Source organism: Pseudomonas wuhanensis, from assembly GCF_030687395.1.
Taxonomy (GTDB): Bacteria; Pseudomonadota; Gammaproteobacteria; order Pseudomonadales; family Pseudomonadaceae; genus Aquipseudomonas; species Aquipseudomonas wuhanensis.
Genome location: NZ_CP117430.1, coordinates 4,125,608 through 4,147,962 on the forward strand (window position 1 = coordinate 4,125,608; position 22,355 = coordinate 4,147,962).

A 22,355-nucleotide genomic window follows, 5' to 3' on the forward strand; every position below is an offset into this window, starting at 1 on the left:
ATTCGTTACGACTAGCGAAATTGCGCGAGGAACCGCAAGTCGTTGTCGAAGAACAGACGCAAGTCGTTCACGCCGTAACGCAGCATGGCCAGACGCTCAACGCCCATGCCGAAGGCAAAGCCCGAAAACTCTTCCGGGTCGATCCCGGACATGCGCAGCACGTTCGGGTGAACCATGCCGCAGCCCATGACTTCCAGCCAGCCAGTCTGCTTGCAGACACGGCAGCCTTTACCGCTGCACATCACGCATTCCATGTCGACTTCAGCGGATGGCTCGGTGAACGGGAAGTACGAAGGGCGGAAACGCACGGCCAGTTCTTTTTCGAAGAACACGCGCAGGAACTCTTCGATGGTCCCTTTCAGGTCGGCGAAGTTGATATCGCGGTCGACCAGCAGGCCTTCGACCTGGTGGAACATCGGCGAGTGAGTGATATCGGAGTCGCTACGGTACACACGGCCTGGGCAGACGATGCGGATCGGCGGCTGTTTCGATTCCATGGTGCGGACCTGTACCGGCGAGGTATGGGTGCGCAGCAACATGTTGGCATTGAAATAGAAGGTGTCATGCATCGACCGGGCCGGGTGATGGCCTGGGATGTTGAGCGCTTCGAAGTTGTGATAATCGTCTTCGACCTCAGGGCCTTCGGCAATGCCGTAGCCGATATGGGTGAAGAACTGCTCGATACGTTCCAGAGTGCGAGTAACCGGATGCAGACCACCGGAGGTCTGGCCACGGCCAGGCAGGGTCACGTCAATGGACTCGGCAGACAGTTTGGCGGCCAGGTCGGCCTCTTCAAACAGTGCCTTGCGGGCATTGAGAACCTCTGTGACACGCTCCTTGGCAACGTTGATCAGCGCGCCGACTTGCGGACGCTCTTCTGCCGGCAAATTCCCCAGGGTCTTCATCACCTGAGTCAATTCGCCCTTTTTGCCAAGGTAGTGAACCCGGATTTGCTCCAGGGCATTGATATCTTCAGCGCTTTGCACAGCCTCTAGTGCTTGAGAGACGAGCGCATCCAGGTTTTCCATGTACAGACTCCAGATACAAAATAGGGGAAGAGCTTGAAGGCTCTTCCCCTATTTATGACGTTTAACACCTGGCCCCACAGAGGTGAGGCCGGGTGACTGTCGGGGGTACTTAAGCCAAGGTGGCTTTAGCTTTCTCGACAATCGCAGCAAACGCCGCTTTTTCGTTCACTGCCAGATCAGCCAGAACCTTACGGTCGATCTCGATGGACGCTTTTTTCAGGCCGGCGATGAAACGGCTGTAGGACAGACCGTTGATACGTGCACCAGCGTTGATACGAGCGATCCACAGAGCGCGGAACTGACGTTTTTTCTGACGACGGTCACGGTAGGCGTATTGGCCTGCCTTGATTACCGCTTGCTTGGCAACACGGAATACGCGCGAGCGAGCGCCGTAGTAGCCTTTAGCAAGTTTCAGAATTTTTTTGTGACGTTTACGGGCAATGACGCCACGCTTTACACGAGCCATGAGTTACTTCCTCTATTCTTGACTAAAATTAACGAAGGCGCAGCATGCGCTCGACTTTTGCCACGTCAGACGGATGCAGCAAGCTGCTACCGCGCAGTTGACGCTTACGCTTGGTCGACATTTTAGTCAGGATGTGGCTCTTGAAAGCGTGCTTGTGCTTGATACCGTTAGCAGTTTTCAAAAACCGCTTAGCAGCACCACTTTTAGTTTTCATTTTTGGCATGTTCGGATACTCCGCATTCAGTTGATAAACATAATCAGAAGGCCTGCCGTGCCCTATTGATTACTTCTTCTTTTTCGGGGCGATGACCATGATCAGCTGGCGTCCTTCCATCTTAGGATGCTGTTCGACCGAACCGTACTCGAGCAAGTCACCTTCAACTCGCTTGAGGAGTTCCATCCCCAGCTCCTGGTGGGCCATCTCACGGCCGCGGAATCGCAAGGATACCTTGGCCCTGTCCCCATCACTCAGGAAACGTACCAGGTTGCGCAGTTTTACCTGGTAATCCCCTTCCTCCGTCCCTGGACGAAACTTGATTTCTTTAACCTGAATCTGCTTCTGGTTTTTCTTGGCCGCGGCAATCTGCTTCTTCTTCTCGAAGATCGATTTGCCGTAGTCCATCAGTTTGCAAACAGGGGGTACTGCATCGGCGGAAATTTCCACCAAATCCAGTTTGGCCTCTTCAGCCTTAAGAAGCGCGTCTTCAATTGACACAATCCCAAGCTGTTCACCTTCAGCCCCAATTAACCGAACCTCGCGTGCCGAGATATTCTCGTTGATCGGGGCTTTCGGTGCAGCTCGTTTATCTTGTCTCATTTCACGCTTAATAGTAATTACTCCGAATCTGGGCGACCACGCCGGGAAACCGCTTGCGCGAGAAACTCAGCGAACTGGGCGACGGGCATCGAGCCCAGGTCAGCACCTTCACGAGTACGCACAGCGACAGTCTGCATCTCGACTTCCCGATCTCCGATAACCAAGAGATAGGGAACCTTGAGCAAAGTATGCTCGCGGATTTTAAAGCCGATCTTTTCATTTCTCAAGTCAGACTTGGCACGAAATCCGCTTTCATTGAGGGTTTTTTCAACCTCAGCGGCAAAATCAGCCTGTTTATCAGTGATATTCATGATCACTGCCTGGGTCGGAGCCAGCCACGCGGGGAATGCACCCTCGTAGTGCTCGATCAGGATTCCGACGAAACGTTCGAAGGAGCCCAGGATCGCCCGGTGCAACATAACCGGGTGCTTGCGACTGTTGTCTTCGGAGACGTATTCGGCTCCCAGACGGACAGGCAGATTAAAATCGAGCTGAAGGGTACCACATTGCCAGACACGGCCGAGGCAATCTTTCAGCGAAAACTCGATCTTCGGACCGTAGAACGCACCTTCGCCTGGTTGCAGATCGTACGGCAAGCCAGCGCTATCAAGGGCTGCAGCCAGTGCCGCTTCGGCGCGATCCCACAGCTCGTCGGAACCGACGCGTTTTTCCGGACGAGTGGACAGCTTCATCTCGACGTCTTTGAAGCCAAAGTCGGCGTAAACGTCCATGGTCAGCTTGATGAACGCTGCGGACTCGGCCTGCATCTGCTCTTCAGTACAGAAGATGTGAGCATCGTCCTGAGTGAAGGCACGAACGCGCATGATGCCGTGCAGTGCACCCGACGGCTCGTTACGGTGGCAGGCACCGAACTCGGCCAGGCGCATCGGCAGCTCGCGGTAGCTTTTCAGGCCCTGATTGAACACCTGCACGTGGCACGGGCAGTTCATCGGCTTGATGGCGTAGTCGCGGTTTTCCGACTGAGTGGTGAACATGTTGTCGGCGTAGTTGGCCCAGTGCCCGGATTTCTCCCACAGGCTGCGATCAACGACTTGCGGAGTCTTGATCTCCAGATAACCGTTGTCGCGCTGAACCTTGCGCATGTATTGCTCGAGCACCTGGTACAGAGTCCAGCCATTCGGGTGCCAGAACACCATGCCCGGCGACTCTTCCTGGGTGTGGAACAGGCCCAGACGCTTGCCGATCTTGCGGTGATCGCGCTTTTCAGCTTCTTCGATGCGCTGGATGTAAGCCGCCAGCTGCTTCTTGTCCGCCCATGCGGTGCCGTAAACGCGCTGCAATTGCTCGTTCTTGGCATCGCCACGCCAGTAGGCGCCGGACAGCTTGGTCAGCTTGAAGGATTTCAGGAAGCGCGTGTTCGGCACGTGCGGACCGCGGCACATGTCGACGTATTCTTCGTGATAGTACAGGCCCATGGCCTGCTCGTTCGGCATGTCTTCGACCAGACGCAGCTTGTAGTCTTCGCCGCGGGCCTTGAACACTTCGATCACTTCGGCGCGCGGAGTGACTTTCTTGATCACGTCGTAATCTTTCTCGATCAGCTGCTGCATGCGCTGTTCGATGGCGGCCAGGTCGTCCGGGGTGAAAGGACGCTCGAAGGCGATGTCGTAATAGAAGCCTTCGTCGATGACCGGACCGATGACCATCTTGGCCGTCGGGTACAGCTGCTTGACCGCGTGGCCAACCAGGTGGGCGCAAGAGTGGCGAATGATCTCCAGCCCCTCTTCATCCTTTGGCGTAATGATTTGCAGCGAAGAATCGCTGTCGATGATGTCGCTGGCGTCGACCAGCTTGCCATCGACTTTGCCGGCCACGGTGGCCTTGGCCAGACCGGCACCGATGGATGCGGCGACCTCGGCTACGGAAACTGGGTGATCGAATGAACGTTGACTGCCGTCGGGAAGAGTAATAGTTGGCATGGCGCCTCCTCTCCTAGTGGTGACCCCTACCAAAGGTCACGTGGGTTGGGATGAGCCAGTACAAGATCCGATCCAGGCCATTCAATAACGAACGCCTGCCTTACAGCGGCAGGAGCCTTGCGGCCAACCGGAAAACCGAACCAGAGTGACTGGGATTCAAATCAGGGTTATTCGAGCCTCTGCCGCTACCGGGACTGAAGGTCATCCGGAGCCTGCAAACGCCCGAGCGAGGCATGCTAGCACAGATGAACGGTCGTCGCGGTGGCAAGGTTTTCTGCTGGGGCAAATCAGGCATTTTTATGCCAGAGTGCTGAACTTGAACCCTGCTTTACCCCTCAGATAACAAGACATTGACCCAAAAGGAGCATCTCAGCATGCGTCTGAATCGTTTATTCGCCATCGTTGCACCCGTCGTCCTGTTGCTGCCGCTGGCTGCCCATGCCGATTGGCCAAAGGGCGAGCGCGAGAAGTACATGGCTCAGTGCACTCAGGCGGCCACTCCGCAGATCGGCGCTGCGGCAGCCAAATCACACTGCGCATGTGGCGCTGATGCGATCAAATCGTACCCGGCCAGCGACATTCAGGCCCTGATGGATAACAAGGCCAGCCCGGAACTGCAACAGAAAGCGCTGGGTCAGATCGCTAAATGCAAGGCCAATGGACCGGCGAAAAAGTGAGTAAAAAGTCCTTTTGACTCGGCTCACCGCCGATAAAAAGTGATGAAATTTAGCTTTTTCGTACGATTTATGCAGGTTTTTCAGCTTTTTTTATTGTCTTTACTTTCGGCCGAAAGCCTTTTAAACCGGGGCTTTCAGCCACACGAAGCAACAAAGCAAACGCGACTGTAGGGCAAACAGCACACCCGGGGGGCTCCCAAAGCGAACATTTCGACTATGATACTCCGGTGTGCCCAGTTGGCCTGAGCAGCACAGTACTACTGAAAATATATGTTTCTTGGAGATACACCATGTCTAATCGCCAAACCGGCACCGTTAAATGGTTCAACGATGAAAAAGGCTTCGGCTTCATCACTCCTCAAGGTGGCGGTGACGACCTGTTCGTACACTTCAAAGCTATCGAAAGCGACGGTTTCAAAAGCCTGAAAGAAGGCCAGACCGTTTCCTTCGTGGCTGAGAAAGGCCAAAAGGGTATGCAAGCTGCACAAGTCCGCGCTGAGTAATTTTCAGCCGCACTAAAAAAACCCCGTCCATGTGACGGGGTTTTTTATGGGCGAAGCAAAAGCCTGGAGCGATCAGCCGCAGTTGACGCGGGTGACCATCAGGTTGTTGTCGGTGTTCAGGTTCAGACGATCGGAGCGGTATTCCAGGGTCACCATGTCATCAGGCTTGAGGAACCGGGCATTCTGCGCGCCTGCGCGGGTACGCGCCTGCTCCAGCAATTGGGGCGAAGCCTTTTTGCCAATCGTGAACTCGGCAGCCTTTGCCTCACAACGGCTGCGGCCAGTGTCGGTCGCCACAGGGTCCTTTGCCGACTCGGTGGACGTACTGCTGCAACCGGCCAGCAGAGTGGCGGCCAACAAAGTACCCAATGACGCGAGCTTCCAAGGCATGAAGCCTCCTTTTTTCAATAGTTAAGCTGAGATCGTGCGACCGCCATTTTGGCGTTTGGTTTCAAGGCGGGCGCTATCGCCCCGCCCTCGATCCGGGCAGCGTCGAGTGTGCCTGAGCATTGGCATGCCGTTCATCACTCAATCGTGACTGAATATGAACGGTGCTCAATAAACGTCGATGTAGTCGAAAGGCGGTTTCGGCCAGTTCTGCTTGAGCGCATTGAAAATCTGCATGACCCAGACCTCGTCGCTGGCCGCGACCATTCCGACATAACCGGACCCCTTGGCCCAGGTCTCCAGGCGAAACAGCAGCCCGTCGATGTCCGTGCCGCCCACAATGCCCGACGAAATGTAGGCGATGCCGCCCTTGGTGACCCGCAGCTGGGTGTGTTCATCGTCGCTGGCAGAAGCCAGCAGCTGACGCACCGCTTCGAGGGTCAAGCCGTCAGGAATGTTCAAATCGATCTGCACAGCACGGTCCTTGAAAATTCATCAAAGACCAAGTGTCGCATAGCCCTCCCCTCATGCCTAAGTCGGAGTGCCAAACGCCGCGCAAAATGGTTAACTCGACACTCAGACATCCTGATTTCACGAGCGCCATCATGACCACCGTAAGCATCGATGCCAATATCACAATCAAGTGGCCACAGGGTCACAGCTCTTACAGCCCGGGCAGCCCGGAAGAGTTGGCAATCATTGGTATCGATTTGCTGGTCAAGGAATTGGGGACGCAGGCCGCTCAGACCTTCATCACTCAGGTTCTCGAGAGGTACCCTGCCGATTATATGGGCCTGACAGATAGCGAGTGAACGTAAAAACCCGCAGGCTGGCACCTGCGGGCCTATGACTTACTTCAAGCGAGCCAGACGCTGAGTCAGCAGGTCGAAGAAGCCCTGAGCGTCGCCATTTTCAACCCAGAAGGCATTTTTCGGTGCTTTCAGACCGTCATACCAGTCGACGATGGTCTGGCCGAAGGTCGGCCCTTCACGGCTATCAACCACTACGTTGACCGAACGCCCTGTGAACAACTCTGGCTTGAGCAGGTAAGCGATGACTGTGGCGTCATGCACCGGGCCACCCGGAATGCCGTAGTGCTCCATGTCACCTTTGACGTATTCGTTGAGAATATCGCCCACCAGCTTGCTGGCATTATTGTCCAATGCGGCGATTTGCTTCAGGCGCGCGTCACTGGTCAGGATCTTGTGGGTCACGTCCAGCGGCAAGTAAGTCAGCTTGACGCCACTTTTCAGCACTACTTCCGCGGCCTGAGGGTCGGCGAACAGGTTGAATTCGGCCACCGGGGTGATGTTGCCGCCGTTGAAGTGCGCACCACCCATGATCACCACTTCCTTGATGCCCTGAACGATTTCAGGCTCCTGGATCAGCGCCAGGGCCAGGTTGGTTTGCGGGCCGAGCATGGCGATGGTGATGCTGTGGGGTTTGGCGGCCTTCAGGGTGTCGATCAGATAGTTGACCGCATTGCCTTCGGCCAGGCCTTTCTTCGGCTCGTGCACCGTGACACCCGACAAGCCTTCCTTGCCGTGGATGTTCTCGGCATAGATCGGCGTGCGCATCATGGGTTTCGGTGCACCCGCGTAAACTGGCACCTCCTCGCGCCCTGCCCACTCACGGGCCAGACGCGCATTACGCGAGGTCTTGTCCAGACGCACGTTGCCAGCAACGGTGGTCAGCGCACGAATATTCAGCTCTTCGGGCGATGCCAGGGCAAACAGCAAGGCGACCACGTCATCGGCACCCGGATCGGTGTCGATGATCAAGTCGATCTTCTCCGCCGCTTGGGCGCTTGTTGCGGTAATCAGGGACAAAAGCAGCAGACTCCGGAGCAGGTGGTGCAGTTTCTGAGCATAGCGGTGCATAGCGCACTCCTTGTGCGTGGGAAGAACGGACAGTTAAAACGTTACTCCAGCCACCAGCACGATGTTGCAGTACGGCTGACATTCGCCTGTACGAATAATCGCCCGTGCTTGTCGGCTGAGTGCTTTGAATTGGTCATGACTGAGCAGTTCGCGTCGACCCAGCGCACCTTCGGCATTCAGTTCATCCAGCGCGCTCAAGGCCGACGGTTTCTTGTCCAGAATCTCATGGGCCAGCACATGGCTTTCGACCTGCATTTCGCTGAGCACGACCTTCAAGGTACTGACGAAATCCGGAATGCCGTGGGTCAAGGCCAGGTCGATCAATTCGACGCCGGGCGGAACCGGCAGGCCGGCATCGCCGATCACGACCGTATCGCCATGGCCCAGGGAGGCGATCAGCCGCGACAGCGCGACGTTGAGCAAAGGAGTCTTTTTCATGGTGCTTTAAACGCCTGTACGTCGGACAAGGTGGGAATCGAAGGTTGCGCGCCGGCCCGGGTGACCGACAGCGCAGCGGCGACCTGACCGAAACGGATCGCATCGGCCTCGCTTTTGCCGGCCGCCAGCGCCGCGGCGAAACCACCAACGAACGTGTCGCCGGCTGCAGTGGTATCGACCGCCTTCACTTTCGCTGCCGGGAAATGCTCGAAGCGTGTGCCATCGGCGAACAGTGATCCTTGAGAGCCCAGGGTGATGATCACTTTGCCGGCGCCCATGGCGATCAAGCGGGTGGCGGCGGTTTTGGCGGTGCTCAGGGAGTCCACCGGCAAACCGCTCAAGGCCGAGGCTTCGCTTTCGTTGGGTATCAGGTAATCGATGGCTGCATACCAATCCGCCGGCAGCGGGCGACTGGCCGGCGCCGGATTGAGAATCACGGTTTTACCCAGCTCACGACCGCGCTTCAGAGCATGGCCGACTGTGGCATCCGGCACTTCCAGCTGACAGATGATGACATCCGCCGCTTGTAACACCGCGTCGAAACGGTCGATCACTTCGGGCGTCAGCGCACCGTTGGCACCGGCAACAATCACGATCGCGTTCTGACTGTTGTCATCGACCACGATCAACGCCACACCGCTGGAATCTTCGACGGTACTGACCGCCTGGCAATCGATCTGCTCGGCCAACAACGCCCCGCGCAACGCTTCGCCATAGGCGTCGCTGCCGACACAACCGACCATCGACACCTGCGCCCCCAGCCGCGCCGCAGCCACAGCCTGGTTCGCGCCCTTGCCGCCGGAAACCGTGGCAAACGATTTGCCGATCAGCGTTTCACCACCACGGGGCAACCGTGGCGCCCGGGTTACCAGGTCCATGTTCAGGCTGCCTATTACCACTACTTTTGCTGGCATACATCACTACTCATCAATTCTGTTTCTGCGGTGCTTTTGGTTTCAGCGGTGCTTTCGTTTCAGCGGTATTGGGCAAACACACCAGCCAGCGGCGCGGTCGATTCGCGCAGGACAATACTGGGCGTCACGATGCGCTGATCGGTCGCCAGATCCGGCGTGGCAATCCTGCGCAACAGCACTTCAGCCGCCATCTCGCCAAGCTGCAGGATCGACTGGCCCACGGTGGTCAGCGCCGGATAGACGTATCGACTCATCTGGATATCGTCGAAGCCGATCACCGACAACTCGGTGGGTACACGAATATTGCGCTCGGCAGCGGCGCGCAACACACCGATGCCAATCATGTCGTTGCCGGCGAAGATCGCGCTGGGCGGGTTCTTTTCCAACAGGATCGCGGCGGCGTTGTAACCGCCGGTGCTGGTGAAGTCGCTTTCCAGCATGCGCTCGCGCGGCACTTCGACGCCCGCCTCTTTCAAGGCGCGGCAATAACCGGCCAGACGCATCTGCGCCACGCTGGTACTCGCCGGCCCGCCAATCGTGGCGATGTCCCGGTGCCCCAACTCCAGCAAATGCCGGGTCGCCAGATAGGCGCCATATTCGTGATCGATGCGTACCAGGTCGGCATCGAGACCTTCGAGCCCACGGTCGACGATCACCATTGGGGTACGCACACCCGCCAGACCTTCGGCCAGGCCGCTATCACCCCCGGCCGAGGCAACGATCAAGCCGTCAATGCGTTTTTCCAGCAACACGCGAAGGTAGCTGCGTTGCTTGTCCGGGTTGTCGTCGGAGTTGCAGAGGATGACGCAATAGCCGTTGCGCTCGCAGTAATCCTCGATGCCACGGGCCAACTCGGCGAAGTACGGGTTGAGGCTATTAGGTACCAGCAGGCCGATGGTCGCGGTGGTTTTCGCTTTCAATGACCGAGCCACGGCACTGGGCACGTAGTCGAGGCTTTTGATCGCTGCCTCGACCTTGATCCGTACTTCCTCACTGACCGGCCGCGTCTTGTTCACCACGTGGGAAACCGTGGTATAGGAAATGCCCGCGAGTGCCGCTACATCCTTGATTGTTGCCATGACTCAGGTCCGCCGGCTTGCGCGCTGACTGCGATAAGTATCAAGCACCACCGCCACCACGATAACCGCACCGGTGATGATGCGTTTGGTTGGCTCGGTCGCGCCGATCTGCGCCAGACCAGCCGCCAGTACCGAGATGATCAGTACACCGAAGAAGGTGCTGATCACCGAACCGCGCCCACCCATCAGGCTGGTGCCGCCGATCACCACTGCGGCGATCACCTGCAGCTCCAGGCCGGAGCCGGCGTTCGGGTCCGCCGCTTCCAGGCGAGAAATCTGAAACAACGCAGCGATACCGGCCAGCAGCCCCATCAGACTGAAGACCAGGATCTTGTAAGGTTTCGGATTGATCCCCGCCAGACGCACCGCCTCTTCGTTGGTGCCGATGCCGATCAGGTAACGACCGAACACTGTACGCGTCAGCACGGCCTGGGCGATGAAGATAATCAGCAAGGCAATGATGAATGACGGCGAGATGCCGAACGCGATCGGGTTGGACAGCCAGGCGAAGGCATCACCGATGTAGGCGGTGCGCGAACCGGTCATCTGATACGCCAGGCCCCGCGCCATCTCCAGCACGCCGAGGGACACGATGAACGACGGAATCCGCCACGCCACGGTGATCGAGCCGGTGATAGTCCCGGCCAATGCCGCTACCGCCATACCAAGCAAGGCCGCAGGCAAGACGCTCCAGCCCCAACCGAGAATCGCCACGCTGACCGCCGAGGCTGCGAGCGCCAGCACCGAACCCACCGACAAATCGATGCCACCTATGATCAACACAAACGTCATGCCGACCGCCAGCACCATCAAATCGGGAATCTGGTTGGCCAGGGTGCTGAAGGTGTCGTAAGACAGGAAATGGCTGCTCAACACCGAGAACAGCGCGACCATCGCCAGCAAGGCACCGGCCAGGCCCAGATAGGTGCCAAGGCCGTAAAAATTGCCACTACGTTTGCCGGCCAAAGATGCAGTATTCATGGAAGATCCCTAGGCGCTGCTTCGTTGAGCAACGCATCACGTTTTTGGTAGCCGGCGAAAGCGGCGGCAAGCAAATCATCCTGGGTCCAGCTGTCACGCTCGAAAGTGTCAATCAGACGCCCTGCCGACAGCACACCGATGCGATCGCAGATCAGCATCAGTTCGCGCAGGTCGCTGGACACCACCACCAGCGCTTTGCCCTGACGGGTCAACTCACCGAGTAATGCGTAGATATCGAACTTGGCGCCGACGTCGATGCCACGGGTCGGCTCGTCGAACAGCATCACCGAACAGTCGCGCTCGAGCCAGCGGCCGATCACGACTTTCTGCTGATTGCCGCCGGACAGTTCCGAGACCAATTGCGTCGGACTTGAACTGCGAATGCGCATGGCGTCGATCTGACGCTGGGCCAGGAACATCTCGTCAGCGTTGTTGACGAAGCCGCCGCTGGAAATCACCGGCATGTTGCCCAAGGCAATGTTGGCGCTGATCGATTGCGTCAGCAGCAGGCCTTCGCCTTTGCGGTCTTCGGTGATCAGGGCGATGCCGTGACCAACCGCGTCGGCTGGCGAGCGAATATCCACCACCTGGGCCGGCGAACCCAGCGCGACCGTGCCGCTATCGGCTGTATCAGCGCCGAAGATCAGGCGCAGCAACTCAGTGCGCCCTGCCCCGATCAAACCGGAAATTCCGAAAATTTCACCGGCGCGCACTTCGAAGGACACATCGCGGACTTTGTCGGAACGGGTCAACCCTTTGACCGTCAAGGCCGGAACGCCGATGTTGCGCGGTCCCATGTCGATGTGTTCGCCCAACTCACGGCCGACCATCAGGGTGACCAGTTGCTCGCTGTTGTAATTGGCCATCGGCTCGACACAGACCAGGTTACCGTCGCGCAATACCGCAATGCGCTGGGCCACCCGAGCCAATTCTTCGAGGCGGTGGGAAATGTAGATGATCGACACGCCACGAGCCTGCAGGCGAGTGATCTGCTCGAACAGCATTTCGACTTCACGGGCCGTGAGCATTGCTGTCGGCTCGTCGAGAATCAGCACGTGGCAATCGCCGATCAGATTGCGGGCGATCTCCACCATCTGCTGATGGCCGATACCCAGTTCGCCAACCAACGTATCTGGATCGATGGCATCCAAGCCAACCTGGGCCATGGCCTCGATCGCCGCCTTGCGCAATTGCTTGCGGCTGATCCAGCCACCGTGGCTAGGCAGGTTGTCAAGAAACAGGTTTTCCGCCACCGACAATGTCGGCAACAGATTGAGTTCTTGCATGACCATGCGGATGCCCAGCTCTTCGGCCTGGCTCCGGCTGCCAGGACGGTAATCCTGCCCCTGGAATTGCATATGGCCGGTGGTCGGCGTCACCAGTCCGCCAATGATTTTCGACAGCGTGCTTTTGCCGGCACCATTCTCGCCAGTCAGCGCCAGCACTTCGCCGCGCATCAGCGTCAGGTCGATACCGGTGAGGACGGGTTGGGCATAGGTCTTACCGATACCGCTGACCGAGAGGACAGCGTTCGGGGCGCAAACAGACATAAAACTCTCCATGTGCTCGCCCCAGGAGGCGAGCACCGTTGTGTCGCCAGAAGGACTACTTGGTAACCAGCTCTACCGGAGTTTCAATGACGCCATTAACGCCGCTATCGACTGTCTCGCCTTTGATGATTTTCAGCGCAGTCTCGATGCCGAACACCGCTTGCCGGGCAGCAAACTGGTCGGCGGTGGCCAGGACGCGGCCATCCTTGAGCATTGGCTTGATGGCGTTGATGTTGTCGTAACCGACCACTTGCACCTTGCCGGCCTTGCCCGCCGCGCGCACGGCAGATACTGCGCCGACGGCCATGCTGTCGTTGCCGGCCAACAGGGCCTTGATGTTCGGGTATTCGCTGAGCATCGACGAAGCAACCTTGCCGCCCTTGTCGATTTCCCAATCACCGGACTGCAGGGACACGACTTTGATCTGCGCCGCCTCCATCGCATCCTTGAAGCCCGCCGTGCGCTGCTGGGCGTTGGTGGTGGTGGAAACGCCTTCAATGATGCCGACTTCATCACCGGCCTTCAGCTGTTTGGCCAGGTACTCACCCACCAGACGCGCGCCTTTGCGGTTGTCCGGGCCTACGAACGGAACGGTGATGTTTTTGCTTTTGACCACGGCCGGGTCCAACTGGTTATCGATGTTGATCACGGTGATGCCGGCATCGACTGCTTTCTTGATGACCGGGACCATGGCCTTGGAGTCTGCCGGGGCGATGACCAATGCGTTGACTTTGGACAAAATCATTTGCTCGACGATACGCGTCTGGCCGGCCGTGTCCGTTTCGTCCTTGATGCCGTTGGAGATCAGCTCGAAGTCGCCGGAATGGTCTTTCTGGTAGGCCTTGGCGCCGTCTTCCATGGTCAGGAAGAATTCGTTGGCCAGGGATTTCATGACCAGTGCGACTTTAGGTTTTTCAGGGGTTTCGGCGAATACCGAAGAGACAGGTAAAGCGGCGGATGCGGCCGCCAGCATAGCGACAGCGAGAAGACGTCCAGCGAATGGCAGCTTCATGGGTTCACTCCGATCTTATGATTATTCTGAGCAACGCTTGCGCTGGAGTAACCTGCGGGACTCTGACCCTCACTGGATCCAGCCATCAAGGTGACCGCGCAAACGTTTGCGTAGACCGAACTATGCGAACCCTGTCGAGATTTGTCAACGCCCGTTCTGTCTCTCGGCTGGCTCTTTTACATCACGCCGTGGTGCTGACCAGGCTGCCACTGCTGGAACCCTTGGCCAGCTCTTTCACAAGATTGCCAGTCACTTGCGCGAGCGCACCGCTGGTATCGGCGATTTGCCCCTGAATCGACATGACAGCGGTGGCTTTGGCTTCCGGAGTCGGATAATTCGCTGCCTGAGCGGCCGCCAATTGCTGCTGCTGTTCGCGCAGTTGCTGCTGCAGTTCCTGCATGCGCTTGAGCAATACCTGCACCGCAATACTTTGATTGCTGCTTTTTTCGGATTTGGTTTCGCCTTGAGTCTGCGCAGAACCACCGGTTCTGACTTGGTTGTCGCTCCCCTCCTCTTCGCCCAGCGCTTGGGCCGAGGCGTCGGACGTCGCTTCACTCAAGGCATTGATGGTCGCCGGCGACTTGCCCGCGATAATGATTGCGCCTGCATTTGGAAAACCGACAGTAAATGACATGTGAACTCCTGGAAAAGATCCCTTTAGAGGAGCATCGACCTGCGCGGGGGTTTCTTTAGCACTGATTTCCGATTTTGCAAGGCGACTTTCTCAATGAAGGTCGGAGAGCCGAACGTAAAAGCTGCACATGTTCGGAAACCCGGACGACCAAGTACGAATATTTTTCCGAACGTTTCAATAATTCCTATAAAAATCATCATGTTAAAAGATCTCATTGTGGTGTATCAGGCTGGTACAGATCCTGCTCTTCTCATACACCCCCAGCGTTCAGATCTGCTTGGGGCCGTGTCTAGATGAACCTGCATCCGCAACGTTTCACTACGAGAGAAAACAATAATGAAATCTGCCTTCAACACTTTTATTCCGGGCGCTTTGGCCCTGCTATTGCTTCTGCCCACCGCCCTTCAGGCAAAAGAAGTCGAAACCCAACAGAAACTGGCGAACGTGGTGATCCTGGCCACCGGCGGCACCATTGCCGGCGCGGGCGCCAGCACCGCCAACAGCGCCACCTATCAAGCGGCGAAAGTCGGCATTGAACAATTGATCGCAGGGGTTCCGGAACTGAGCCAATTGGCCAACGTTCGCGGCGAACAGGTCATGCAGATCGCGTCCGAAAGCATCACCAACGACAACCTGCTGCAACTGGGCCGTCGCGTGGCTGAGCTGGCCGACAGCAAAGACGTCGATGGCATTGTTATCACCCACGGCACCGACACGCTGGAAGAAACCGCTTTCTTCCTCAATCTGGTGGAAAAAACCGACAAGCCGATCATCGTCGTCGGCTCCATGCGCCCAGGCACCGCCATGTCGGCCGACGGCATGCTGAACCTGTACAACGCCGTCGCCGTGGCCAGCAGCAAAGACGCGCGCGGCAAAGGCGTACTGGTGACCATGAACGATGAAATCCAGTCGGGCCGCGATGTCAGCAAAATGGTCAACATCAAGACCGAGGCATTCAAAAGTGCCTGGGGCCCACTGGGCATGGTGGTCGAAGGCAAATCCTACTGGTTCCGCCTGCCAGCCAAGCGCCATACCATGGACTCGGAATTCGACATCAAAACCATCAAGAGCCTTCCTGACGTGGAAATTGCCTATTCCTATGGCAACGTCAGCGACACCGCCTACAAAGCCCTGGCTCAATCGGGCGCCAAAGCCATCATCCATGCCGGCACCGGCAATGGCTCGGTCTCGTCCCGCGTGGTTCCGGCCCTGCAAGCCCTGCGCAAGGACGGCGTACAAGTCATTCGTTCTTCCCACGTCAACGCCGGTGGTTTCGTACTGCGTAACGCCGAACAGCCTGACGACAAGTACGACTGGGTTGTGGCTAACGACCTGAACCCGCAAAAAGCCCGCATCCTGGCCATGGTCGCGTTGACCAAGACCAACGACAGCAAAGAGCTGCAACGGATGTTCTGGGAATACTGATCCGCCCTCGCCCGACCTGTTCCCGGTCGGGCACCGCCATCACCACTCGCCAGCCCTGGCGAGTGGTTCACGACTTCTTCCGATAAAAAATTTCCCACCGTCCTACACCAAACGGAAAAAACCACTGTCAGAGGATTTTCTTGAATTTTAAGCAGTTGCGAAAATGCTTACAGTTAAATACTGTATGCACGTACAGCTTAATAAGGATAATTCCGTGGCCACTTCCTCTGTCTCTCCTGACGCCTATGAACGCCTGGGTATGCGCGTTCAGAAAATCATCAATTCCCCCACCGCCCAAAAAGCCAAAGCTGCACTGATCTTCCGTCTTCCGGACGAACCCGTGGATGAGTGGGAACGCTTGCTCGAAGAAATCGACGAGAACGACAACGTCACCCTCGCCCATCGCGACGATGGCGGTGTGCAGATTTTCTGGGTTGTGCCGAAGGAAGACTGAGTCAATGAGTGTCCGCTGGTTTGCTTTACTGCTGCTGTTCATCACCCTCGGCGCCCAGGCTGGCGCCCCACGCACCTTCAACGAAGCCAAGAAAGTCGCGTGGAAGTTGTACGCCCCGCAATCCACCGAGTTTTATTGCGGCTGCAAATACACCGGTAACCGTGTAGACCTCGCCGCCTGCGGTTATGTGCCGCGCAAAAACGCCAAACGCGCCTCGCGCATCGAGTGGGAACACATTGTTCCGGCGTGGCAGATCGGTCATCAGCGCGAATGCTGGCAACAAGGCGGGCGCAAAAACTGCACGCGGTACGACCCGACCTATCAGAAAGCCGAGGCCGATCTGCACAATCTGGTGCCAAGCATTGGCGAGGTGAATGGCGATCGCAGCAACTTCAGCTTCGGCTGGTTGCCGGTGCAAACCGGTCAATACGGTTCGTGCCTGACACAGGTCGACTTCAAGGCGAAGAAGGTCATGCCCCGCCCTTCCATTCGCGGCATGATCGCCCGGACTTACTTCTACATGAGCAAGCAGTACGGCTTGCGCCTGTCAAAACAGGATCGGCAACTGTATGAAGCCTGGAACAAGACTTATCCGGTACAGACTTGGGAACGTCAGCGCAATCAGAGTGTTGCTTGCGTGATGGGGCGCGGCAACGAATTTGTCGGCCCGGTGGACATGAAAACCTGCGGCTGACCGACTGCTGAAAACACAAAGGCCTGGGGCATTACACCCCAGGCCTTTTTCGTTTCTAACCGTCGCTTTTGTGTTATTGGGCCGTCGGGTGCTCAACGACCAGCGCCTCGATGTTCCTTTTTTTCGCCCGGGTGAGCGCAGCCGTCACTTCAGCTTGTTTGGCTTCGGCCTCGGCTTTCGAATTGAATGGCCCGACCAGAATACGAACCTTCCCATTATCCCTGATGACGCTGGAAACGAAGCTATGCTCAATCAACCAGCCGCTCAGGTCGCTGACCGCCTGGGGCGTTTCGCCGCGCACCTCGACGTCCCATTGTGGACCGGTTGTCGCCGCGGGTGCGGAAGCGACTGTCGGTTGGGGCTTTTGCGCGTCAACCCCCTTACCCTCATCGCACCCGACCAACGTCAATACTGCGATTACCAAGGCCATTTTGCGCACAACGCTTCCCTCTGAATGCTGAAAGCGGCGATTTTAACACTCATGGATCCTGTTCGAGCGCCGCAAAATGGGCGCAAAACAACGAGAATGATGGTTGCGGCCTCTGTATAGTTACGCCTTGGGAATTAATGCAGCATCTGCGCGTCAGAAAGAGGCACCCAAACTGCGAGACTTCGCACTAATCTATACCTATACCGACCTCTGCACTGTCCAAATCAGGTGCCCTACAAAGCAATCAAGGAGAAAACCATGCTGATACTCACCCGCAAAGTCGGTGAAAGCATAAACATCGGTGACAACATAACGATCACCATTCTGGGCGTTAGCGGCCAGCAAGTCAGGATTGGCATCAACGCCCCGAAAGACGTTGCGGTGCATCGCGAAGAAATCTATCAACGCATTCAGGCCGGCCTGACCGCCCCAGACAAACCGCAAACACCCTGAATCCTGCTGTGGTCAGTAGCCAGCCCATTCAGCCTCGAATATCGGCTGGCTAAAGATTCAAGCACCGCATCGCTCTGCGCCCAACCTCACTGCGACACAGTCGCAACGTGGAGCCGATACTAGCGCCCCCTCTCATGCCATGACTGTCAGACGTTTCGGATTTACTGCGAGAAAAGAGCTTCCTCCTTCCTGACTAACCAAACGTTATCCCACGCGCCATGCCCGTGGCGGCCACGACCATCAGCACCAACAGCAGCGCTTCGATATGACTGATACGGGCAAACAGCGTTGCGCGCCCGGTATCGATCGCCGCCCCACGCCCCAGCGCAATCCGCCATTTGATCAGCGCCACCATCGGCGCAATTTCAAGCAACAGGATAAAGACGAAGAGCGTCATCTTGAGATGAAACAGCGGTTGGTGAAGATAGTAATCAGTGCCTTTTTCATACCCGCCAAAGGCTCGCACCCCCCCCGTGACCAAGAGAATGACTGCAGAGATCCCCCACAGATTATCCGCAACCAAAACGCTGCGCGCTTCCCCCGCCCCGGCAATCAGGCGACGTAAAGCTGTACCGCGGGTCAGTACTGCCCAGAAGCCCAGCGCAAAGGCCAAGAGGTGAATCGCCGCCAGAAACCAGTGAGCCAGCATCGACATACTCCTTACAGATGAAGTTTAAACAGCCCTACAGTAGTAGTTCATCGGAGGAGATTTGCCTACGCACCTGGTTCCGCTGATTACCCGCACATCACCACCGCCAGGGCGACCGATTTGCCGGGTGTTTCAACGTCGGACTCAATTGGCACACAGCGGGCACAAAAAAGCCGGGCTCCTGAGGGATACCCGGCTTTTGAGAACTTTGGACTTAATCCGTTCTTTTTGAAGTCGAAGTGCGAGCGTTACTCAACCCTTTCGTGTTGTGATCGCCAGGCTTGGAGGCCGAAATGGCAGAGGCCTTCGCCACCCCTCGCGTATCCTTGGAATGAGCAATGCCCGAAGTGACTGAACCACGACCACGATCACCGTTACGATCGCTACCGTAGTGGTTGCCGCTGAGACCATGGTCCCGAACGGCCCTGCCTGCGTGATCACTGCTCAAGCCTGCGCCACGGCCATTGCTGCTGACACCGCCAGAATGGCCTGAATTACCGCTGCCACCATGACCACCGCCGTTACCACCACCGTTACCGCCGCCATTGCCACCGCCGCTACCGCCGCCGTTACCACCACCACCACCACCACCACCACCACCACCACCACCATCTTTCGCGTAGGCGGAACTCATGATGGACAGATCAGCGGGCAATAATGGGGCGGCTGCAAGCATCATCACGCACGACATGACAGCTGCAAAACTTTTATTTTTTAATAACATGGGTGGGTTCCGTGAGGTTGATATTGCACGAAGTAATTGACCGATTCGGCGCCACACAGTTCAAAGGTCAACGACCAACGGGCAGGCAATGTGCAGTTATCGAACAATGCACATTGCTTCCCGTAGTTTTATTGGTCGTTATGCAGCGAGGGAGCGATTGGAATCTGTCGTTTTCACTTCAATCGAATGCGCCATTGAGAACCTCGTAGATGATCCCGGTAGCGATCGCCACCAATATCAAGTCAGTGCCAGCCTGCCGCCACTCGTAGCCATCGTAGTGTGGAAGCCTGCCGAGCAATCGGCCATCGAGTTTCTTGGCGATCCCCGGCGGTAGCGGTTTTCCGCGGGCGAGATTTTTTTGAATGCCGGGTGGCAAGGCGGGCCCAGGGCTCCAGTAATCGCGATAACCACCCACGATTCCAAGAACACTTCCGTGATTGATGCTCGGACCGTGACTCCAATCGTCACCCCCTGAACCTTTGCCTTTGTTTCCATGGCTGGCGTTGCCATGGTCCTGGATGTTTTGTGGATTTCCCTTGCCGCTTCCCTGGCCCTTCCCGTTTCCCGGGTCGGCCAATGCAGTCATTGAACCGGACGCCAAGGCAAGACACGTCATAGCGGCAATCAACGAGCGAGATCTAAACATATCCGTTCTCTCAGAAAGGGGATGCCCCCTGCAATGTAGACGGTTATGGCTGTATTAGTTCAGAAACTGTGTTCACTGGAGCGACAGGGCCAGACGGGGAAATCGAACGAATGGAGAGCAGAGCTGGCCCAGTTAGTTGATAGCTGGGCCAGCTGAAACACTAACAACCACTCCCGCCCCAAGCCAGTCATCTGCACCACCTGGCTGCCAGCAAGTCGCTTACAACGGGCAGATAGCGATAACTTCATAGCCATTGCCTGCGGAGCTGATCTGCACGGTCCAGCCTTGCGCAAAAACCATGTCATGGTCCTCGACAATGGCACTTATGACGGGACAAAGCTCTCTGGCTTCCTCTGGAGAGCTGTCTACTGAGATGTTGACCGAACGATCCTCGGCAGAGAATTCGGAGGCTTGGGTCAAGGCGTCGTTGCCATCCAGCATTTTGCAGAGCAATGAGGCGTTCTCGACGGACTTGTCTGTAGCACCGGCGTGAGCCAATTGAATCGTCGCAATCGTCAGTAAAAAGAACATACCCGCTGCGTATTTATTTCTCACTTCCATGTTCCTTGGATGGGGTGAAGAAATACTAATTCATGAGCGTCTAGTCCTGAAATAAGTTGCAGCTGCTAGTAGCGCCTCATAGCCGATCCGTTGCCGACATCCCGCCAGTAGCGCCCGCACCAGGAATAGTTTTTTGGAATATTTTTGCAGTGGGAGTTTTGCAAATCGCAAACAACAAAAAAGGGCCCACCTTTCGGTGGGCCCTTCTAGACCGCCCAGCAGAGCGGATTTTGTTTGGTAGGCGCGATTGGACTCGAACCAACGACCCCCACCATGTCAAGGTGGTGCTCTAACCAACTGAGCTACGTGCCTGCTGTGAGGCGGCATTCTACGGAATTCCGAAGGGGTGTCAACACCTTTTTTTCACCTAACCCTATGAATATGCAAAATATTTAATTTTGCCGTGGCAAAGAAGATTTTCCGGTGGCTGGCGGTCGTTTTTTAACTCGGGTAGGATCGATGCACTCGTAAAATATATTAAACAGAGGCTGCAGGATGGCGAACACTCCCTACCCAGAGTCCTATTACGCCGCGTCGGCTAATGCGGCGCCGCCGCGCCCGGCCTTGCAGGATGATGTAGAGACTGATGTCTGTGTCATCGGCGCCGGTTATACCGGCCTGTCCTCTGCCCTGTTCCTGCTGGAGAACGGTTTTCGGGTAGCGGTTCTGGAAGCCGCCAAAGTGGGTTTTGGCGCATCGGGGCGCAACGGTGGCCAGATCGTTAACAGCTACAGCCGTGATATCGATGTGATCGAGCGCAGTGTCGGCCCCAAGCAAGCTCAGCTATTGGGGCAAATGGCGTTCGAGGGCGGACGGATCATTCGTGAGCGGGTGGCCAAATACAACATCCAGTGCGACCTGAAGGACGGCGGCGTGTTTGCCGCCATTACCGCCAAGCAGATGGGCCATCTGGAATCCCAAAAGCGCCTGTGGGAGCGTTTCGGTCACACGCAACTTGAGCTACTGGATCAGCGACGCATCCGTGAAGTGGTGGCGTGCGATCAATACGTCGGCGGCATGCTCGACATGAGCGGCGGGCATATTCATCCGCTCAATCTTGTCTTGGGCGAGGCAGCCGCCGTGGAGTCGCTGGGCGGCACCATTTACGAACAGTCGCCAGCGGTGCGCATCGAGCGCGGCGCCAATCCGGTGGTGCATACGCCTCAAGGCAAGGTCAGGGCCAAATTCATCATCGTCGCCGGCAACGCGTACATTGGTAACCTAGTCCCAGAACTGGCGGCCAAGTCGATGCCCTGCGGGACTCAAGTGATCGCCACCGAACCCTTAGGCGATGAATTGGCCAAGCGCCTGTTGCCTCAGGACTACTGCGTCGAAGATTGTAACTACCTGCTTGATTACTACCGCCTGAGCGCTGACAAACGCCTGATTTTCGGCGGCGGCGTGGTCTATGGCGCGCGCGATCCGGCGAACATCGAGGCGATCATTCGACCGAAGATGCTCAAGGCCTTCCCGCAGCTCAAGGACGTGAAAATCGATTACGCATGGACCGGCAATTTCCTGCTGACTTTGTCGCGCCTTCCCCAGGTCGGACGACTGGGCGACAACATCTACTATTCCCAAGGTTGCAGCGGCCATGGCGTGACGTATACGCACCTGGCGGGCAAGGTACTGGCCGAAGCATTGCGCGGTCAGGCCGAGCGCTTCGACGCCTTTGCCGACCTGCCCCACTACCCGTTCCCCGGCGGACAATTGCTGCGTACACCGTTCGCTGCGTTGGGCGCCTGGTATTACGGATTGCGGGACAAGTTCGGATACTGATCGATAGAGGTGAAAAGGGGCCGCTGAATGCGGCCAATGCCAGTCAGTTAAAGTGCGGGAACCTGTGGGAGCGGGCTTGCTCGCGAAAGCGGTGAATCAGGTGACATCAATGTTGGCTGTGCCTCCGTCTTCGCGAGCAAGCCCGCTCCCACATGGATTGCGCTTTCCCCGATCTTGCCACGTCCACCCGCGAGCGCATGACACCACACGGCAACGCCCTTCCCTGTGGCGCAG

28 protein-coding genes and 1 tRNA gene are annotated in these 22,355 nt (G+C 57.1%); 8 read left to right on the forward strand and 21 right to left on the reverse strand.

Features of this window, described 5'->3' with window-relative positions:
• Window positions 1–11: 11 nt before the first annotated feature.
• The 5 genes from pheS to thrS form a co-directional block, all read right to left on the reverse strand.
• Complete coding sequence (pheS, locus tag PSH88_RS18915; RefSeq protein ID WP_007905876.1) at window positions 12–1,028, reverse strand: phenylalanine--tRNA ligase subunit alpha; 1,017 nt, start codon at window positions 1,026–1,028, stop codon at window positions 12–14.
• Between the two features lie 109 nt (window positions 1,029–1,137).
• Window positions 1,138–1,494, reverse strand: coding sequence for a 50S ribosomal protein L20 (rplT, locus tag PSH88_RS18920; protein ID WP_007905879.1), 357 nt, complete (start codon window positions 1,492–1,494; stop codon window positions 1,138–1,140).
• A 28-nt stretch (window positions 1,495–1,522) separates the two neighbouring features.
• A complete protein-coding gene (rpmI, locus tag PSH88_RS18925) occupies window positions 1,523–1,717 on the reverse strand; it encodes a 50S ribosomal protein L35 (RefSeq protein WP_002553160.1) in 195 nt (64 codons plus the stop codon).
• 60 nt (window positions 1,718–1,777) lie between these two features.
• On the reverse strand, window positions 1,778–2,329 hold the full coding sequence (infC, locus tag PSH88_RS18930; RefSeq protein WP_169857083.1) for a translation initiation factor IF-3: 552 nt from the start codon (window positions 2,327–2,329) through the stop codon (window positions 1,778–1,780).
• Window positions 2,329–4,251 (reverse strand): threonine--tRNA ligase, encoded by a 1,923-nt coding sequence (gene thrS, locus PSH88_RS18935; protein ID WP_123498780.1) that lies wholly within the window; start codon window positions 4,249–4,251, stop codon window positions 2,329–2,331. Before thrS ends, infC begins: the two co-directional genes overlap by 1 nt.
• Before the next feature lie 374 nt (window positions 4,252–4,625).
• Here thrS and PSH88_RS18940 point away from each other — a divergent pair, with 374 nt between their 5' ends.
• The gene (locus PSH88_RS18940) at window positions 4,626–4,928 is read left to right on the forward strand and encodes a hypothetical protein (protein WP_305422050.1); all 303 of its coding nucleotides are present in this window, start codon (window positions 4,626–4,628) and stop codon (window positions 4,926–4,928) included.
• A gap of 290 nt (window positions 4,929–5,218) precedes the next feature.
• On the forward strand, window positions 5,219–5,431 hold the full coding sequence (locus PSH88_RS18945) for a cold-shock protein (protein WP_007905882.1): 213 nt from the start codon (window positions 5,219–5,221) through the stop codon (window positions 5,429–5,431).
• A gap of 72 nt (window positions 5,432–5,503) precedes the next feature.
• Here PSH88_RS18945 and PSH88_RS18950 read toward each other — a convergent pair whose 3' ends face one another.
• Together PSH88_RS18950 and PSH88_RS18955 are read right to left on the reverse strand one after the other, a co-directional pair.
• Window positions 5,504–5,821 carry an I78 family peptidase inhibitor gene (locus PSH88_RS18950; protein WP_305422052.1) on the reverse strand — a complete coding sequence of 106 codons (318 nt, stop codon included), beginning with the start codon at window positions 5,819–5,821 and terminating at the stop codon, window positions 5,504–5,506.
• Window positions 5,822–5,986: 165 nt separating this feature from the next.
• On the reverse strand, window positions 5,987–6,292 hold the full coding sequence (locus tag PSH88_RS18955) for a hypothetical protein (RefSeq protein ID WP_305422053.1): 306 nt from the start codon (window positions 6,290–6,292) through the stop codon (window positions 5,987–5,989).
• Between the two features lie 131 nt (window positions 6,293–6,423).
• On the opposite strand from PSH88_RS18955, the gene PSH88_RS18960 reads away from it, so the two are divergent.
• Window positions 6,424–6,630: a hypothetical protein gene (locus PSH88_RS18960; RefSeq protein ID WP_305422055.1), complete on the forward strand. Its 207-nt coding sequence runs from the start codon at window positions 6,424–6,426 to the stop codon at window positions 6,628–6,630.
• A gap of 39 nt (window positions 6,631–6,669) precedes the next feature.
• Here the strand turns inward: PSH88_RS18960 and PSH88_RS18965 are convergent, their stop codons facing one another.
• The 8 genes from PSH88_RS18965 to PSH88_RS19000 form a co-directional block, all read right to left on the reverse strand.
• Complete coding sequence (locus PSH88_RS18965) at window positions 6,670–7,698, reverse strand: nucleoside hydrolase (RefSeq protein ID WP_305422057.1); 1,029 nt, start codon at window positions 7,696–7,698, stop codon at window positions 6,670–6,672.
• A gap of 33 nt (window positions 7,699–7,731) precedes the next feature.
• On the reverse strand, window positions 7,732–8,136 hold the full coding sequence (rbsD, locus tag PSH88_RS18970; RefSeq protein ID WP_305422058.1) for a D-ribose pyranase: 405 nt from the start codon (window positions 8,134–8,136) through the stop codon (window positions 7,732–7,734).
• Window positions 8,133–9,050 (reverse strand): ribokinase, encoded by a 918-nt coding sequence (gene rbsK, locus PSH88_RS18975; RefSeq protein WP_305422059.1) that lies wholly within the window; start codon window positions 9,048–9,050, stop codon window positions 8,133–8,135. Before rbsK ends, rbsD begins: the two co-directional genes overlap by 4 nt.
• Window positions 9,051–9,109: 59 nt before the next feature.
• A complete protein-coding gene (locus PSH88_RS18980) occupies window positions 9,110–10,129 on the reverse strand; it encodes a LacI family DNA-binding transcriptional regulator (RefSeq protein WP_305422061.1) in 1,020 nt (339 codons plus the stop codon).
• Window positions 10,130–10,132: 3 nt separating this feature from the next.
• Window positions 10,133–11,110 (reverse strand): ABC transporter permease, encoded by a 978-nt coding sequence (locus PSH88_RS18985; protein WP_007905898.1) that lies wholly within the window; start codon window positions 11,108–11,110, stop codon window positions 10,133–10,135.
• Window positions 11,107–12,660 carry a sugar ABC transporter ATP-binding protein gene (locus PSH88_RS18990; RefSeq protein WP_305422063.1) on the reverse strand — a complete coding sequence of 518 codons (1,554 nt, stop codon included), beginning with the start codon at window positions 12,658–12,660 and terminating at the stop codon, window positions 11,107–11,109. The genes PSH88_RS18985 and PSH88_RS18990 overlap by 4 nt, the downstream gene beginning before the upstream one ends.
• Window positions 12,661–12,715: 55 nt before the next feature.
• Window positions 12,716–13,672, reverse strand: coding sequence for a sugar ABC transporter substrate-binding protein (locus PSH88_RS18995; protein WP_305422064.1), 957 nt, complete (start codon window positions 13,670–13,672; stop codon window positions 12,716–12,718).
• Window positions 13,673–13,853: 181 nt separating this feature from the next.
• Window positions 13,854–14,306, reverse strand: coding sequence for a hypothetical protein (locus PSH88_RS19000; protein ID WP_305422065.1), 453 nt, complete (start codon window positions 14,304–14,306; stop codon window positions 13,854–13,856).
• Window positions 14,307–14,642: 336 nt separating this feature from the next.
• Here PSH88_RS19000 and PSH88_RS19005 point away from each other — a divergent pair, with 336 nt between their 5' ends.
• The 3 genes from PSH88_RS19005 (at window position 14,643) to PSH88_RS19015 (ending at window position 16,879) form a co-directional block, all read left to right on the forward strand.
• Window positions 14,643–15,731 (forward strand): asparaginase, encoded by a 1,089-nt coding sequence (locus tag PSH88_RS19005; RefSeq protein ID WP_305422066.1) that lies wholly within the window; start codon window positions 14,643–14,645, stop codon window positions 15,729–15,731.
• Window positions 15,732–15,894: 163 nt separating this feature from the next.
• On the forward strand, window positions 15,895–16,185 hold the full coding sequence (locus PSH88_RS19010; RefSeq protein WP_305422067.1) for a DUF1654 domain-containing protein: 291 nt from the start codon (window positions 15,895–15,897) through the stop codon (window positions 16,183–16,185).
• A gap of 4 nt (window positions 16,186–16,189) precedes the next feature.
• Window positions 16,190–16,879, forward strand: a complete 690-nt coding sequence (locus PSH88_RS19015) for an endonuclease (protein WP_305422069.1) — start codon at window positions 16,190–16,192, stop codon at window positions 16,877–16,879.
• Between the two features lie 73 nt (window positions 16,880–16,952).
• Here the strand turns inward: PSH88_RS19015 and PSH88_RS19020 are convergent, their stop codons facing one another.
• Complete coding sequence (locus tag PSH88_RS19020) at window positions 16,953–17,318, reverse strand: SPOR domain-containing protein (RefSeq protein ID WP_305422070.1); 366 nt, start codon at window positions 17,316–17,318, stop codon at window positions 16,953–16,955.
• A gap of 249 nt (window positions 17,319–17,567) precedes the next feature.
• Here PSH88_RS19020 and csrA point away from each other — a divergent pair, with 249 nt between their 5' ends.
• The gene (gene csrA / locus PSH88_RS19025; protein ID WP_007905913.1) at window positions 17,568–17,762 is read left to right on the forward strand and encodes a carbon storage regulator CsrA; all 195 of its coding nucleotides are present in this window, start codon (window positions 17,568–17,570) and stop codon (window positions 17,760–17,762) included.
• 193 nt (window positions 17,763–17,955) lie between these two features.
• On the opposite strand, the gene PSH88_RS19030 is transcribed toward csrA, so the two are convergent.
• From PSH88_RS19030 to PSH88_RS19050, 5 genes are all read right to left on the reverse strand, one after another.
• Entirely contained in the window at window positions 17,956–18,411 is a 456-nt protein-coding gene (locus tag PSH88_RS19030) for a DUF2214 family protein (RefSeq protein ID WP_305422072.1), read from the reverse strand.
• Window positions 18,412–18,625: 214 nt separating this feature from the next.
• Window positions 18,626–19,135, reverse strand: coding sequence for a hypothetical protein (locus PSH88_RS19035; RefSeq protein WP_305422073.1), 510 nt, complete (start codon window positions 19,133–19,135; stop codon window positions 18,626–18,628).
• Window positions 19,136–19,313: 178 nt separating this feature from the next.
• Complete coding sequence (locus PSH88_RS19040) at window positions 19,314–19,781, reverse strand: anti-virulence regulator CigR family protein (RefSeq protein WP_008007237.1); 468 nt, start codon at window positions 19,779–19,781, stop codon at window positions 19,314–19,316.
• A gap of 219 nt (window positions 19,782–20,000) precedes the next feature.
• On the reverse strand, window positions 20,001–20,342 hold the full coding sequence (locus PSH88_RS19045; protein ID WP_305422074.1) for a hypothetical protein: 342 nt from the start codon (window positions 20,340–20,342) through the stop codon (window positions 20,001–20,003).
• A gap of 235 nt (window positions 20,343–20,577) precedes the next feature.
• A tRNA-Val gene (locus PSH88_RS19050) sits at window positions 20,578–20,654 on the reverse strand.
• A 183-nt stretch (window positions 20,655–20,837) separates the two neighbouring features.
• Here PSH88_RS19050 and PSH88_RS19055 point away from each other — a divergent pair.
• The gene (locus PSH88_RS19055; RefSeq protein ID WP_305422075.1) at window positions 20,838–22,121 is read left to right on the forward strand and encodes an NAD(P)/FAD-dependent oxidoreductase; all 1,284 of its coding nucleotides are present in this window, start codon (window positions 20,838–20,840) and stop codon (window positions 22,119–22,121) included.
• Window positions 22,122–22,355: the final 234 nt, after the last annotated feature.

Coding starts and splice junctions, on each gene's coding strand:
- csrA (WP_007905913.1), top strand. CDS start 17,568: ATGCTGATACTCACCCGCAAAGTCGGTGAAAGCATAAACATCGGTGAC.
- PSH88_RS18985 (WP_007905898.1), bottom strand. CDS start 11,110: ATGAATACTGCATCTTTGGCCGGCAAACGTAGTGGCAATTTTTACGGC.
- PSH88_RS19045 (WP_305422074.1), bottom strand. CDS start 20,342: ATGGAAGTGAGAAATAAATACGCAGCGGGTATGTTCTTTTTACTGACG.
- PSH88_RS19010 (WP_305422067.1), top strand. CDS start 15,895: ATGCTTACAGTTAAATACTGTATGCACGTACAGCTTAATAAGGATAAT.
- rpmI (WP_002553160.1), bottom strand. CDS start 1,717: ATGCCAAAAATGAAAACTAAAAGTGGTGCTGCTAAGCGGTTTTTGAAA.
- PSH88_RS19000 (WP_305422065.1), bottom strand. CDS start 14,306: ATGTCATTTACTGTCGGTTTTCCAAATGCAGGCGCAATCATTATCGCG.
- PSH88_RS19035 (WP_305422073.1), bottom strand. CDS start 19,135: ATGTTATTAAAAAATAAAAGTTTTGCAGCTGTCATGTCGTGCGTGATG.
- rbsD (WP_305422058.1), bottom strand. CDS start 8,136: ATGAAAAAGACTCCTTTGCTCAACGTCGCGCTGTCGCGGCTGATCGCC.
- PSH88_RS18965 (WP_305422057.1), bottom strand. CDS start 7,698: ATGCACCGCTATGCTCAGAAACTGCACCACCTGCTCCGGAGTCTGCTG.
- PSH88_RS19015 (WP_305422069.1), top strand. CDS start 16,190: ATGAGTGTCCGCTGGTTTGCTTTACTGCTGCTGTTCATCACCCTCGGC.
- rplT (WP_007905879.1), bottom strand. CDS start 1,494: ATGGCTCGTGTAAAGCGTGGCGTCATTGCCCGTAAACGTCACAAAAAA.
- pheS (WP_007905876.1), bottom strand. CDS start 1,028: ATGGAAAACCTGGATGCGCTCGTCTCTCAAGCACTAGAGGCTGTGCAA.
- PSH88_RS18990 (WP_305422063.1), bottom strand. CDS start 12,660: ATGTCTGTTTGCGCCCCGAACGCTGTCCTCTCGGTCAGCGGTATCGGT.
- PSH88_RS18995 (WP_305422064.1), bottom strand. CDS start 13,672: ATGAAGCTGCCATTCGCTGGACGTCTTCTCGCTGTCGCTATGCTGGCG.
- PSH88_RS19030 (WP_305422072.1), bottom strand. CDS start 18,411: ATGCTGGCTCACTGGTTTCTGGCGGCGATTCACCTCTTGGCCTTTGCG.
- PSH88_RS18960 (WP_305422055.1), top strand. CDS start 6,424: ATGACCACCGTAAGCATCGATGCCAATATCACAATCAAGTGGCCACAG.
- PSH88_RS18980 (WP_305422061.1), bottom strand. CDS start 10,129: ATGGCAACAATCAAGGATGTAGCGGCACTCGCGGGCATTTCCTATACC.
- PSH88_RS19005 (WP_305422066.1), top strand. CDS start 14,643: ATGAAATCTGCCTTCAACACTTTTATTCCGGGCGCTTTGGCCCTGCTA.
- rbsK (WP_305422059.1), bottom strand. CDS start 9,050: ATGCCAGCAAAAGTAGTGGTAATAGGCAGCCTGAACATGGACCTGGTA.
- PSH88_RS18945 (WP_007905882.1), top strand. CDS start 5,219: ATGTCTAATCGCCAAACCGGCACCGTTAAATGGTTCAACGATGAAAAA.
- PSH88_RS18940 (WP_305422050.1), top strand. CDS start 4,626: ATGCGTCTGAATCGTTTATTCGCCATCGTTGCACCCGTCGTCCTGTTG.
- PSH88_RS19055 (WP_305422075.1), top strand. CDS start 20,838: ATGGCGAACACTCCCTACCCAGAGTCCTATTACGCCGCGTCGGCTAAT.
- PSH88_RS19040 (WP_008007237.1), bottom strand. CDS start 19,781: ATGTTTAGATCTCGCTCGTTGATTGCCGCTATGACGTGTCTTGCCTTG.
- PSH88_RS18950 (WP_305422052.1), bottom strand. CDS start 5,821: ATGCCTTGGAAGCTCGCGTCATTGGGTACTTTGTTGGCCGCCACTCTG.
- thrS (WP_123498780.1), bottom strand. CDS start 4,251: ATGCCAACTATTACTCTTCCCGACGGCAGTCAACGTTCATTCGATCAC.